We start from the raw sequence: 13,139 nt of genomic DNA on the forward strand, positions 1-13,139 counted from the left end.
AAAGGTTCAGAGCAAGGAAAAGATGAATTGGAAATTTAGAATCCGAAAACCACAAACTGGAACTGCCCTTAGTTGGGAGGTGTATTTTCCACCCGGAACAGCCACTTGGTCTGGAGAAAAAATCAAAGATATTTTACAATCGGTCCCACTACCCAACCAACCGGAACCCAATATACGCATTTTTTCTGAAAAAATCAAACTAGAAAATACAAATTCCCACCAAATCGCCTATCTTTTGTTTCATGGTCTATTCTTAAGAGACATTCGTCTTGTGATTGGGCGTACCAAAGACTGGGATCAGTCTTCTGAAGTTAGAGAAGAAGAATGGGAAAGAATTCTAACAGAGGCTGTGACAATCGCAAAACCTTTGTTTTCTGATCCAAACACAAGGTTTTACGAAATTAAAGAAAACTTACATATTAGTTATTTCGAAGATGAAATTACCGTTTCCCTATCAGTACTAGGAGAACCTGGATACAAACGAGGTATCAAAGCCAATTTTCCCACCAGTGCCCCAGTCCCTGAAGACTTAACACAAATTTTAATTCAACAATGTTTTGATATCTTTTTAGTTCCCAAAAAAAATGTAATCGGTTTATACATTCCATTTGCTGGAACTTTGACATTCGCCACCGAATGGGCGTTACAAGAAGAGAACATTTCTCTTCTTTCCCTACCTAGAGACTTTTTGTTTTTTAAACTAAATTTGTTTCCAGACAAATCATTCGAACATTTCAAAAAGAAACAAAAAGAACAACTATCCACAAAACCTATCACATCTACTCCCATTATCATCCAAGATACAGACCCAGCTTTAGAGAGTTATTGGTCAGAAGAGTTTAAACGTTGGAGAAAGATAATCCAAGTATCTCATTGGGATCATAGTATTTCTGATTTTTTTAGAACCTTCCCTGTTTTACCAGAAGGGAGTGCAGAATTTTCTCATTATTTTTTACCTTTGAATCCGCCGTATGGACTTCGTAAAAACGAACGAACTGAATCCGAAGAAAAGCTTTATTCCAAAATTGGAAAACGATTAGAAGAACTTTTAAAACTCACCAAAAATCATCCCAAACTTATTGGTTTTATTCTTTGTCCCACGGAAGAAAAATGGAGCGATTGTATGAGAGAACTTCGAAGTTTTTCTAAAAAAACCATCCATGTCACACATGGAGGAATCGACTTACGAGTATTATACTTTCACTCGGAGGGAAGAATTGAAAGACGTCCAAATTGAATCAGGATGGAAAGAAGTCCTGAGAGATGAATTTGAAAAACCTTATTTTTCTAACTTACGCGAATGGGTAAGAGAACAATACAAAACCTCTACCGTATATCCTCCGGCAAAACTAATCTTCAATGCATTTGATTCTTGTCCTTTTGAACAAGTGAAAGTAGTGATTCTTGGGCAAGATCCCTACCACGGCCCAGGGCAAGCACATGGTCTTTGTTTTTCCGTAAACGAAGGAGTTCCCTTCCCACCATCCTTACAAAATATCTTTAAAGAAATTGCAGACGATTTACAAAAACCTATTCCAAAATCAGGAAACTTAACGCATTGGGCAAACCAAGGTGTCCTTCTTCTCAATGCCACTCTGACTGTACAAAAAGACAAAGCCGGATCTCACCAAAACAAAGGTTGGGAAGAATTTACAGACGCTGCGATCAAAATCCTGGCAGAAAAAAAATCGAATCTTGTATTTTTGTTATGGGGATCTTTTGCTCAGAAAAAAGAAGTTTTAATCCCACCAAACAAACATTTGGTTTTAAAATCGGCGCACCCCTCCCCACTTTCCGCCTATAGAGGATTTTTAGGAAATAAACATTTTTCCAAAACAAACGAATACTTACTAACACAAGGGAAGAAACCCATTGACTGGTAACGAAAAAAAAGGATATTTCTTTGTATTTCTGACAGGGGTATTCTTTGCCTTTGAGGTAATTGGTTTTAAAGAGATATTTAGGAAATACCAATTAGAACCAGAAATTGCCGCTTTTTTTGGAGTTGGGTTTTCTTTTTTGGTAGTGACTCCCTATTTTTTAATTTCCAAAAGAAGAAGATTCAAAGTAACCACAACGATTAAACGAGATGGTTTTATTCTAACTTTAGGAACTATTTCCAATGCCATTGGAATCGTTTTATACTACTTTGCTCTTAAACAAACCGATTTAGGTCCCGCTGCCATCCTTATCAAAACAACTGTTCTTTACAATGTATTACTTGGAGTTTTTTTCTTAGGAGAAAGATTACGTAAAACAGAAGTGTTTGGAATCGCAATTGCCATTTTGGGAATTTATATGATTTCAACTTTGGAAGGACAAATTAATTTTTTATCTACTTTCTGTATTTTACTCAGTGCCTTTCTTTTCGCAATCCAAAGTTATATGATTAAAAAATATATTCCTGAAATTTTGGGTTTAGAATATGCTTACTTAAGACTATTTCTTTTGAGTCTGTTTTTCTTAGTTTATTCACTATACATTGGGAGTTTTCATGTTCCTGAAATTTCTATTATAGTGACTCTTGGTTTATTTTCACTTCTCGGTTATTTTTTAGGTAGAGCTTTTTATTTTGAGGCGCATAATTATTTACCTATAAGTAAACTTAATGCAACTTTACTCATTGAACCCATCTTCTTAATGTTTGTTGGTATATTATTCATGAAAGAACCATTTGACGAACAAAAATTAGCTGGTGCTGGTATCATTCTAACGGGATTGTATTTGATCGTATTTCACAAACGAAAGGGGAAACCATGAGAGAGAAACCTACTAGTCTATCCAATGAAGAAATTGAGAATCTCTTAACTCTCCAAAAAGATTGGAAATTGGACTCAAAAGAAGGAATCCCTATTTTAAAATTTGAAAAAGAATTCCATAATTTTACAGAAGCCTTTTCATTTATCACAAAAGTAGCGTTAGTTTCTGAATCCATAAATCATCATGCAGAGATTTGGAATGTATACAACAAACTACGATTGCAACTATTCACTCATGAAACTAATTCTTTAACCACTAGAGATAAAGATTTCATTACAAGGCTGATGGACTAAACAAAAATCCTATCGATCCGTGATGAAATAAAAAAAGCCGGGGTCGGAATTCCAACACCGGCTTTTGATCCAATCAGTGAGACTGATTAAATCTCGATTTTGTAACCTACACGGTAAGTTTGTCCACCCACTACTACTGGGTAAGCTGCCCAAGGAGCAAGTGCACTAGCACCACCAACAGATGTTACACCCGCAACACCCATTCCTGCAGAAAGGATAGTTTCCAATTCGAAGAAAAGGTGACCTTTATCAGTCACTTTTGTTTGCGCTCCTACGATCCAGTTGAAACCGAATCCACTAGCACCAAATTTTGCATTTTCTTTTGCAACACCTGGACTTGGAACATCACCCAAAAGAGCGCCCCCACGACCAAGTAGTGGAGAACCATTAGAACCTAGTCCAGCAGTCATTAACTCTAAACCAGGAGCGTTGATAGTTCCTGAAACGTTCCACATACCTTTAAAGTAGTTCACACCACCACCGATGTAAACAGCTGTATCGTTAGCTGCATTGTATAACTTAACACCAATGTAAGTAGGAACTGTTACCGCAGTATAATTCCACTCTTGGTCTAACCATTTGTAACCCATCACAGTAGAAGTAGTATCACCACCTGCAATTTTAGTAGTATAGTTTGCATTGATACGGAAAAAGAGATTGTTGAGTCCAAAGATCCCTTCTTTTTCGTAACCTACGTTAATGTTACCACCAGTCATCGCTCCGCTGTTTTTTCCACCAATCACTCCACCAGTAGATCTTTTTAAGCTGAGCAAAGTGTTTTCTGCATAAATAGCTTTTTGTTGTCCACCAGTCAAAGCGCCAGAGCTGTTAGTTACTGGAAGGCGAGAATCGAGACCATCTTTTGTGATGGTTCCGCCGAGTTGTGCTAGGTCAAATTGCATACCTAGACCGATCATAAGATACGAACGAGGACCGGATTGTGCGCTTAAGCTGCCAGCTAAGCACAAAAGTAAGAACCCCATCATTCCAAAGCGAAGAGATTTAAGCATTTGATGATTACTCCTTAGTGAGTGTTTCCTGAATTTTTTTTCATTCCTGTGGACAAACGAATGCAAGTGAGCAACCGTTCATACCGACAATTGCAATGAAACTAGTCGTTCTTCTAGGATTTGTCAAATAAAATTGTTAAATTTAAACGAAAATTGTGTTAAATGTGGTAATTCGAATGAGTCTAATGCCATCTAGGCAATCTTTCCTTATTTGCAGATTGTTCTTGCTTTTTGTTCTGTTTTCCGGCGAGGCCTTTGGTCGGGAACGCAAAATCATTCGTTTTTCAGGCGAATTGGTGCATTGGGATACAAAAGGACCCGAACCACAGTTTCGTTTTATCGACCCTACCAATTTACGAGAAAAAACCATCTATTGTGATGCGGATACGATGCAGCTGGCCCTTGGCAACCAGTCCTTTGAAAAACACAATATTGAGGGCAAAGCCACGCAATTGAACCCCACTTCTGATATTTGGCTTTGTTTGGGGAAACCTCATATTTTTCAGAAATTTCAAGTTTCTATTAGCACCCCAGGTTCTCAGTTAAAAAGGATCCAAGGACAAGTCATCGAAGCCGATCCCAACACGGGCCAAATTGTCTATTTGGTAAGAGGTAAAAGGTCTTATTTAACCATTGCACCAGAACTGGCACAGGAAATGGCCGAATCCCTTTCACAGATGCAAACAGTGGAAATCAATGGGGACTACAGATACGACAGGATAAAACGTTATTACATAAAAGATTGATGAATTTTTGTTCGTCATAAGGGGCCATTTCTTTGGAATGGACTGGATGCAGGCTTTTTTGGTTTTAGCAAACGGAACGGTCATGAAGGGCCGATCTTTCGGTGCAAATAAGAATTCGATTGGTGAGGTAGTCTTTAACACCTCTATGGCGGGATATCAGGAAATCATTACTGATCCTTCTTACAAAGGCCAACTCGTGACACTCACTTACCCTATGATTGGGAATTACGGTATCAATCCAGACGACATGGAATCAGATAAGATCCAGGCATCTGGACTCATCGTCAAAGAATATGTCAAACGACCTTCTAACTTTCAATCGAAAGAAACTTTAAGCGATTTTTTAATCCGATTCGGTATCCCTGCCATAGAAGGTATCGATACTCGCAAGCTAACTCGCATCATACGAAACTCAGGTGCCATGTCTTGTGGGATTTTTATTAGCGAAACTTACAATGATTCTTTTCTTGAAGCAGTCAAAAATGCCCCTACTATGGAAGGCCAAGACCTAGCACAAGTAGTCACTTGTGAGAAACCATATGTATTTGGAGCACATTCTCCAAGTAAGTTTAAACTTGCTGTATATGATTTTGGGGTCAAACGCAACATTTTAAAACTTTTGGATGCAGCTGGATTCAATGTTCATGTTTTCCCTGCCAAAACCAAAGCCGAAGATTTATTAAAAGAAGGATTTGATGCTTTTTTCCTTTCCAATGGTCCTGGAGATCCAGCTCCCTTGGATTATGCGATTTCCTCAGCAAAAGCCATTATGGATGCCAAAAAACCTCTGTTTGGGATTTGTTTAGGCCACCAAATCATTGGATTGGCTTTAGGCAAAAAGACCGCCAAACTCAAGTTTGGTCATAGAGGTGGAAACCATCCGGTCAGAAACGAAGAAACTGGCAAAATTGAAATCACTTCCCAAAACCACGGATTTCATGTACTCGGTGAGTCCACAAGTGAGATGCCAATCACTAGGATCAATTTGTTCGATCATACAGTTGCCGGCCTAAAAACCAAAGGCCTTCCCGTGATGGCAGTCCAATACCATCCAGAAGCCTGTCCAGGTCCTCATGATTCCGCTTATCATTTTCAAGAATTTTATACTATGGTAGAATCTAGCAAATCGTAAGATTTGGCTAAATAGCGAGGTGATTCATGTCATACGGTGAAGATAAAAATTTTTGGGGAATCCCATACGGAACAGAAATTTCAGCAGAAGCATTTGTGAAAGATATCTGGGATCCTAGTACAGAAGAAATCCTAACACCAAAACAATTTTTTGGACTCGGTTGGGGAATCAACCTACATGCCTTGGGCCGAAGAGTGGGTGTGATCAAATAAAGCTTTTTTCAAAATGATTGCAAAAGCATCTCTTCCTTTTTGGTTGAGATGCGTCAAATCACCAAAATACTGATACTCTTCTAAAAATTCTGATTTAAAATCAAACACTGCCACACTCTCTTTAAGCCTCTCTTCAGTTGTAATCGTTTTAAAAAACTCATCGGCAACTAAGTTTGCTTTGGTTTTCAAAATATCTTTTTCCATCTTGGGAGAAAATGGGATACGAAGAAAAACTACTTTTACTCCCCTCTCTTGCCAAAGACGAATCAAATCGAACCATAAAAGCATTGATAAATCCCTTTTTCCCGAAAGAACTTGTGAACTGTTAGGCGGAAATTCTTCCTTCACATCTAAGGTTGGATCATCACCAATGAATTTCCAAACCCAAGATCCTTGGTTTTTTTCCATACTATCCTTTATGTATACAAATTCCTTTTGCCTACGTAAAACATCTGACTGTGCGATGGGATCATACACCAAACGATTGATATTGGAACTAAGTCCAAAGTATGGGAAGATCTTGATGATTATCTTCCAACTCAAATCGGTTACATTAGAAAAATAAGCCTTACGTAATAATGGATGAGTGATTGTGTCTAAGGAAAAACTTCCAAAGGAAAGGAAAAGTTGCCGATTGGCATCAGTAACTGAATTTTTACTCGTATTTAGTGGAGAAAGGTTAACATAAACTTTTTTTAGTTTTGGTACTTTTTGAAGGACCTCCAAAGATTCCAATAAAATCCCTTCAGGTTGTTGGCTTGGCTTCGGAAGATACAAAACTTCATCAGTGGTAACACCTTCCATTTCTGCAATTAACTGAGGAGTTACGCCGGTAACTATTTGACTATCACCTAATACTAATATCTTTGCATTTGAGTTAATTTTTCGTTCGTTTGATAGAAACCAATAAGAAGAAGTTGTTTCACAAAAAGGTACAATCCAGTCGACAGTGAGATGCATAAAAAGAGAAAGAAGAATGAATGTGCATAAAAGATAAAGTGGTTTCATAAATTAAACTAAAACTGGAAATAAAAAAAATCCTGTTTCCCAAAGGGAGAAAATAAAGAAAACCAAAGAAATAAGAAAAAAAACACAACCAAAAAGGAAAAGGGTTTCGATGAAATAAAAAAGTCGGGTCGGTCCGTTTTTTTCCACTCTTGCCATAAATCGAATACTAACAACGGCAAGATTGTCATTAGAATCATTAGTGGAATGGAAGAAATTTTCGGGAAATGAGTTAAATTTTCCAAAATCAACTTGGTTTCCTTTGGCGATTGAATACGAAATAATAATAGTCCTAATGAAAAACTATAAAAGGTAAAAAATATCCCAAGGATAGATTGGATATGACTTGTTTCCTTTACAAACCCGTAATGTTTTAAAGAGCGATAAAAAACTAAACAAAGACCTAGGTATACTCCCCAAATTAAAAAACCATATCCGGCTCCATGCCAAATACCCGCAAGAAACCAAACAATCATTAAGTTCAAATTTTCACGAAGGAAACCATGCCGATTCCCACCTAACTTAATATAAACATAATCACGTAACCAAGTAGATAAAGAAATATGCCATTTGGACCAAAACTCTGATGGATTCGAAGAAAAGAATGGCCTTTTAAAATTGTTCATAAGCTGAAAGCCCATCATCTCAGCAAGACCCATTGCACAAAGGGAATAACCAAAAAAATCTGCATACACTTGGAATGCAATCACAGGTGCCACAATCCACAAAATTCCAAGCTCCAAGGAATGAAAGGATTGGGCATGGGTTTCTACATACCGGGAAAAGGGATCCGCAATGGTTGATTTTATAAAAACTCCCCACATAAACAAAGATACGCCATTCCAAATTTTTTCTTTTGTAATGGTTTGTTTCGATTCTATTTGTGGGATAAGATTCCCAGGTCTTTCAATTGGCCCAAGTAACAATAATGGGAAAAACAAATCATAAATAGCAAAGGTAAAAAAATTCTTACAAGGAAAGATTCTTTTATCATACACTTCAATTAAATAACTAATATTATGAAATGTATAAAAAGAAATGCCTATGGGTAATAAAATTTCTGGTTTCCATACTAACTCACTCAAACCAACACTTATCCTTAGATCAGAATACAAATCCCAAACAAAAATAAAATATTTAAACACCCCAAGATATAATAAGTTAGAAGAAATTGCGAATACGAAAAGGACTTTCCTCTTTTTCCCGGAGAGTTGTGACAAAAACCTTGCCAAACCAAAGTTAAAAGTCACAGAAAACAGCAAAAGAAATGTAGCGTTTACATTCCACTTAGAATAAAAATAGATTCCGAAAGCCAAAAGAAGAAATTTCCGAATTCGATCGGAAACAAAATAATAAATAGCGTAGAATAAAAGAAAATGAAAGAGAAAAGGAAGAGAGTTAAATAACACAGGTAGTTACTTAGGCTTCTTCAACCATTTCCAAAAACTGATTTTTGTCCTTTGTATCATGAGGATAGGATAAGTTTAATACACGATATGTAGCTCGGAAGGATCCAATGATGGCATCTTCTTTTTTGGCAAAAGAAGACTTAATTTTTTTAATTACAATGTCTGCTTCCTCTTTATCTTTTCCATGAAGGACCATTGCAAACTTTCCTTGGCCTACTCGCGTAAAAAAGTCTAACTCGCCAATATGATCCATCATAGTCTTTCGTAAAGCATCCGCATAACGAGCAAATGTTCCTGTCCCGACTAAGTGAACCATTCGAGACACATTTTGAATTTTGAATAAGGAAACTGTGAAATTTGTATTCATCTGAGATGCTTTTTCGATTTCACTTAAAATTCTATTTTCTAGTGGATTAAATGGATTTCTGAATAATGCTTCTTTCTCTTGCAAAATCAAAAGATTGGCAAAAACGGGAGCCGATGTTTCAAGAAGGCTAACAGCTACATCCCTAGTAGTATCGGTCCAAGAAGATCCGGTGGAATGAACAATCACCATACCTACAAGCCAATTTAAGTTAATGATAGGTAGAATTGTAAATTCACTCATGATACCTAGCTCATCATTTGTGAAAATGGATTTCAATTCTGAATCTTCTCTGAAGTTTTCTAATTTATAAACCCCAGGAACGTTGGAAACCATTCCAACAATGTCAGAATCTTTACTCAGCCTAAAATCTTTAGCTCGTTCCGGAAGTATAAAATTAGAACCAAATACAATGTAATCAGAACGAGTTTCAGAATCTAACACCAAAAAGGAAAATTGTTTTACACCTAATTTTTGTTTAATGCTTTCAACAAGAAGATCAAATGCTTCATCCATCTTACGAACACGAGCAAATTCACGCGCAGATTTTAAAACAGATTCATTGATTTCTATAACTTCTTTGGCTTGCACCAAACTATCATTCATCAATTCAAATTCTGAGACTCTTTCAAATACAGAACCTGCTATATCACCTACTATTTTTGCAAATTCCAAATCGTCGGTAATGTATTCTTCCCCATTGATGAGTTTTCCTAAGGATAATAATCCAAAACATTTATCTCCATGTCGAATCGGAACGAGGATTTCAGAACCCATTTCATTTAATAGGTTCAATTCTCGGCTAGGCAAACGAGCAGATTTAAACTCTCCTGCATAAATCACAGTTTCCGAATCAGAAATGCGAGAATAGATTTCATCGTTAGGTGACAAATACCAAGAATCTTTGGATTGAATTCCTTGAGCAGCAACTGCTTCCCATTTTGGATTTTTAGGATTTGTGGAAGTGAGAACTACGACTGAGTTACATCCCACTTGTCCAATTAAACTATAAACTAAATTATCAAAGTAATCAGAAAATTCTTTGGAAGATGCGATTTCTTTTGTTATTTCAAATATAGCTTGGTAATTTTCGATTCGTTTTTTGGAAGCAAGATGATATGACATCGGTGCTGTTCCAAAATCAGACTCATCGTCAAACAAGACATCTTCGCCAATCGGAGTCGGATCTTCTTTCGTAGGTCTAAGAGGTTGTTTTGCAGCTTCTTTTTTTGCGTCGTTTTCCCACTCATCAAAAAGATTTACTTCTGGCAGTGGTGCATCCGGTTCCGTTGTATCGTCATGAAAATCACGATCAATTAAATCGTCACCAAACTCCAGTTCACTGGTCTTATCTGGTTCCGTTCCTTTGCTAGGTGGCGTTGTCTTTTCAGGTGATTCTGCTTCTAATTCTGGTGAAGGATTTTCATCGGAAGGTGGTAATTCTCCTTCTAACTCGGGAGATAATTCTTCCTCTGCGGGCAATTCAAAATCTAAATCAGGTTCTACAAGAGAATCATTTTCAGAATCCTCATCCGCAATTGGTTGGTAATCATTAGGTCCATTTTCAAAATCATCTTCTAATTGTGAGACAGGATTTTCATCCCATGCCTCATCTGCTAAGTCACCAAAATCGGCATCTGTCAATTCTGGAATATCACTTAAATCAAACTCTTCCTCTCCATCAGGATTGGGTAGATCCCCAATTTCAGTGGGAAGGTTTTCTTGAAATTCATCGTCTAACCATTCCGAGTCTGAGTCGACGGCAGGTGAAGATTCTTTTTGAGTTAGTTCTATCTCTTCCCGAAAGTGTTCCGCTTTTTTTAGTAATGAAGGTTTATCTTGAAAGTCGGAAATTGTTTTAGGAGTTGGGGAATCCGAAGTTTTTTTAATTTCTTCGGCTCTATCGAGAAGTCCCACTTTATAACTCCAATTCTTTCATCATTTTTTTGTATAACTCGAAGTATTGGGATTTCGAGAATTCACGAATGACTTCATCAGGAAGGTTGCCAAGTAAGTTATCCAAATAACCTAACACTTTTTTGCGATCACCAGCGGATAAATTTTCGCTACCAACCTCGGCAAAAGCTTCCTCTGCAGGGGTTTGTTTTCCCTCTGGTGCGGATACATCTGATTTACGAAGTTCTTCCAATGGAGAAAGTTTTCCTTCCATTGCATATTCATCTAAATCAACTTCGTATTCTTCCGAATCATCTGAAGCTAAAGTCGGAACTCTTGTTTCTTTAGGTGGTTCGCTGATTGTTAAATCAAAGCTATCATCAACCGCAGAATCGGAAGTTAAATCTCCAAAATCCGTATCTGATTCATGTTCGACTAAGTCTTGTTCCTCGACAGTGCCAAAATCAAATTCTGATGCATCTTCTTCACCAATTTGTTCCGATAACGCAAATTCTTCCTCAACTGGAAGGTCAGCGATATCTTCTAATCCTTCTCCGGGGAGTTCTTCCCCTAAAATTTCATCCAAACTTTCCGGCGAGAGAGTTACATCTTCATCATCTGTTTCAATTTCTGCTTCTAGAGAGTTTGCAATTTCATCAGCTGAAACCTCTTCTTCTTCCGAGGCAGTAATGTTTTCCAACTCTTCCATTGACAAAGCGATGGATTCATCTTCTTCATCTTCTGCCATTAGATCTGATTTTGGAGTCAGTTCTTCTTCATAAGGGAGTGGTGCGCGGTCAAAACTATCAACAAGTTCTTCTTCCGAATTTTCTTCAGCATCAGAAGCAATGGATTCCAATTCTTCCATAGAAAGAGCAATGGGGCCTTCATCTTCTTCGGAAGATTCAAAACCTTCCATTTGACCTTCTAGCCCTTCTTCCGAACTTTCCGATCCTTCTAGGTCAGATTCCGTTTCTCCTAAATCAAAACCGAAATCGTCGCCGAGATCCGTTTCTAATTCGTCACTTCCTTCGATTTCAGAAGTTTCAGAATCTTCTGTTTCTTCGATTGGATCACTGGCAATGATATTTCCAAGTTCGTCTGGACTTAAAGTGATAGATTCGTCTTCTAATTCTTCGTTTAGAATGTCTGAAGTAGGTTCTTCAAAATCCTCTTCAATAGCTTCGCCAGAAATGTTTTCTAATTCTTCTAATGATAATGTGAGAGGACCTTCCTCTTCGTCATTGTCCTTAGTTTCGTTTTCTTCTTCATGCGTTTCAAACTCGCCGCCTAATAGGTCAAAGCTGCCTTCTTCATCAGTGAAACTAGGAAGGTCTGATTCATCATCGGATGTTAGGAATTCTTCTTCCGAACCTAAAGTTTCCTCTAAACTTGCTTCACCGCCTGCTCCAAGGATACTTCCTAGTTCTTCATCAGAAAGCGTGAGGTTTTCATCTTCTTTGTTTTTTCCGAATAATTCTTCTTCTTCTGGATCAACAAGAGGTTTGAAACTTGTATCCTCTTCCTCTGTGTCGGGACCTAAGTCATCTTTAGGTATAAAAGAATCTTCTTCGTCATGGTCAGTTAAATCAAATTGCGGTTTACCTTCTTCATCGAACGCAAGGTCTGTATCAATTTCAGAATCATCTAAATCTAGATTTAAATCGGAATGTTCATCAATTAAATTGTGTTCATGTTCCTCTTCATCAAATTGAGTTCGTGCAGGTTCTCCTGTATGATCTTCCTCTTCTAAGTTACCTGTAATATTCTCAAGTTCTTCTAAAGATAAAGAGATAGGACCTTCTTCTTCGTCTTCATCCTGCTTGGTTTTCTTAGGAGTGAGAATTCCGTCTTCACCGTTAAGAATTGATTCGATTTCTTTATCCAGGTCAATCAAATCATCATCAAACTCTAATTCAAGATCTTCGTCAAGGGTATCGTTATATGATTGTTTTGCGGGGCTTTTGGAATTTTCTTTTTCTAAATCTTCTTCGTAGTCAGAAAAATCAGCATGAATGTCTTCATCATGCAAAATGGGGTCTTCTTCCCCAAGTAAGTTTAAATCAGAATCTAAATCTATATCTAATAAATCATCATAGGAATCGGAAGAAGCAACCATATCCGAAATGGAATCGTCTTCCTCATCGAAGGCAGAGATATCATCGAGGTTTGGGGCTTCAATCCCTGGCGATACATCTAAGTCATCATCGCCCATATCAAAATCATCCAAATCCAAAGAAAACGAGTCTTCATCGAGTATAGGTTCGATGTTTTCTAGATCTTCGTTTTTATTCTGTTCTTGATCCGCCATT

At 37.4% G+C, this 13,139-nt stretch carries 12 protein-coding genes; 7 read left to right on the forward strand and 5 right to left on the reverse strand.

Translation table 11 applies throughout. The annotated features are described in order from the left end of the window. Positions 1-22: 22 nt before the first annotated feature. From EHR07_RS07535 to EHR07_RS07550, 4 genes are read left to right on the forward strand one after another with little or no spacing between them, the layout of a single operon-like run. On the forward strand, positions 23-1,237 hold the full coding sequence (locus EHR07_RS07535; RefSeq protein WP_135744529.1) for a hypothetical protein: 1,215 nt from the start codon (positions 23-25) through the stop codon (positions 1,235-1,237). Beyond that, complete coding sequence (ung, locus tag EHR07_RS07540; RefSeq protein ID WP_135744530.1) at positions 1,218-1,883, forward strand: uracil-DNA glycosylase; 666 nt, start codon at positions 1,218-1,220, stop codon at positions 1,881-1,883. The genes EHR07_RS07535 and ung overlap by 20 nt, the downstream gene beginning before the upstream one ends. Beyond that, the gene (locus tag EHR07_RS07545; RefSeq protein ID WP_135744531.1) at positions 1,873-2,760 is read left to right on the forward strand and encodes a DMT family transporter; all 888 of its coding nucleotides are present in this window, start codon (positions 1,873-1,875) and stop codon (positions 2,758-2,760) included. The genes ung and EHR07_RS07545 overlap by 11 nt, the downstream gene beginning before the upstream one ends. Beyond that, on the forward strand, positions 2,757-3,053 hold the full coding sequence (locus EHR07_RS07550; RefSeq protein ID WP_135744532.1) for a 4a-hydroxytetrahydrobiopterin dehydratase: 297 nt from the start codon (positions 2,757-2,759) through the stop codon (positions 3,051-3,053). The genes EHR07_RS07545 and EHR07_RS07550 overlap by 4 nt, the downstream gene beginning before the upstream one ends. 86 nt (positions 3,054-3,139) lie before the next feature. On the opposite strand, the gene EHR07_RS07555 is transcribed toward EHR07_RS07550, so the two are convergent. Then, the gene (locus EHR07_RS07555; RefSeq protein ID WP_135744533.1) at positions 3,140-4,063 is read right to left on the reverse strand and encodes a porin OmpL1; all 924 of its coding nucleotides are present in this window, start codon (positions 4,061-4,063) and stop codon (positions 3,140-3,142) included. Positions 4,064-4,287: 224 nt separating this feature from the next. On the opposite strand from EHR07_RS07555, the gene EHR07_RS07560 reads away from it, so the two are divergent. Genes EHR07_RS07560 through EHR07_RS07570 form a run of 3 tightly spaced genes read left to right on the forward strand, consistent with a single transcriptional unit; the run spans position 4,288 to position 6,153 of the window. Then, positions 4,288-4,809 (forward strand): hypothetical protein, encoded by a 522-nt coding sequence (locus EHR07_RS07560; protein ID WP_135744534.1) that lies wholly within the window; start codon positions 4,288-4,290, stop codon positions 4,807-4,809. 46 nt (positions 4,810-4,855) lie between these two features. Continuing rightward, the gene (gene carA, locus EHR07_RS07565; protein WP_135746220.1) at positions 4,856-5,941 is read left to right on the forward strand and encodes a glutamine-hydrolyzing carbamoyl-phosphate synthase small subunit; all 1,086 of its coding nucleotides are present in this window, start codon (positions 4,856-4,858) and stop codon (positions 5,939-5,941) included. Between the two features lie 26 nt (positions 5,942-5,967). Further along, positions 5,968-6,153, forward strand: coding sequence for a DUF5808 domain-containing protein (locus tag EHR07_RS07570; protein ID WP_135571309.1), 186 nt, complete (start codon positions 5,968-5,970; stop codon positions 6,151-6,153). Here the strand turns inward: EHR07_RS07570 and EHR07_RS07575 are convergent. The 4 genes from EHR07_RS07575 to EHR07_RS07590 are packed head-to-tail and all read right to left on the reverse strand — an operon-like array spanning position 6,115 to position 13,138. Beyond that, positions 6,115-7,161: a hypothetical protein gene (locus EHR07_RS07575; protein WP_135744535.1), complete on the reverse strand. Its 1,047-nt coding sequence runs from the start codon at positions 7,159-7,161 to the stop codon at positions 6,115-6,117. The two genes, EHR07_RS07570 and EHR07_RS07575, sit on opposite strands and share 39 nt — an antisense overlap. 8 nt (positions 7,162-7,169) lie before the next feature. Continuing rightward, positions 7,170-8,567 carry an MBOAT family O-acyltransferase gene (locus EHR07_RS07580; protein WP_167483365.1) on the reverse strand — a complete coding sequence of 466 codons (1,398 nt, stop codon included), beginning with the start codon at positions 8,565-8,567 and terminating at the stop codon, positions 7,170-7,172. 10 nt (positions 8,568-8,577) lie between these two features. Beyond that, a complete protein-coding gene (locus EHR07_RS07585) occupies positions 8,578-10,848 on the reverse strand; it encodes a GAF domain-containing protein (RefSeq protein WP_135744536.1) in 2,271 nt (756 codons plus the stop codon). A gap of 1 nt (position 10,849) precedes the next feature. Then, the gene (locus tag EHR07_RS07590) at positions 10,850-13,138 is read right to left on the reverse strand and encodes a midas domain-containing protein (RefSeq protein ID WP_135744537.1); all 2,289 of its coding nucleotides are present in this window, start codon (positions 13,136-13,138) and stop codon (positions 10,850-10,852) included. Position 13,139: the final 1 nt, after the last annotated feature.

Source organism: Leptospira bandrabouensis, assembly GCF_004770905.1.
GTDB lineage: Bacteria > Spirochaetota > Leptospiria > Leptospirales > Leptospiraceae > Leptospira_A > Leptospira_A bandrabouensis.

Excerpts from the sequence above, each read along its gene's own strand:
- EHR07_RS07535 (WP_135744529.1), top strand. The coding sequence starts at position 23 with ATGAATTGGAAATTTAGAATCCGAAAACCACAAACTGGAACTGCCCTT.
- EHR07_RS07555 (WP_135744533.1), bottom strand. The coding sequence starts at position 4,063 with ATGCTTAAATCTCTTCGCTTTGGAATGATGGGGTTCTTACTTTTGTGC.
- EHR07_RS07570 (WP_135571309.1), top strand. The coding sequence starts at position 5,968 with ATGTCATACGGTGAAGATAAAAATTTTTGGGGAATCCCATACGGAACA.
- EHR07_RS07590 (WP_135744537.1), bottom strand. The coding sequence starts at position 13,138 with ATGGCGGATCAAGAACAGAATAAAAACGAAGATCTAGAAAACATCGAA.
- EHR07_RS07575 (WP_135744535.1), bottom strand. The coding sequence starts at position 7,161 with ATGAAACCACTTTATCTTTTATGCACATTCATTCTTCTTTCTCTTTTT.
- carA (WP_135746220.1), top strand. The coding sequence starts at position 4,856 with ATGCAGGCTTTTTTGGTTTTAGCAAACGGAACGGTCATGAAGGGCCGA.
- EHR07_RS07550 (WP_135744532.1), top strand. The coding sequence starts at position 2,757 with ATGAGAGAGAAACCTACTAGTCTATCCAATGAAGAAATTGAGAATCTC.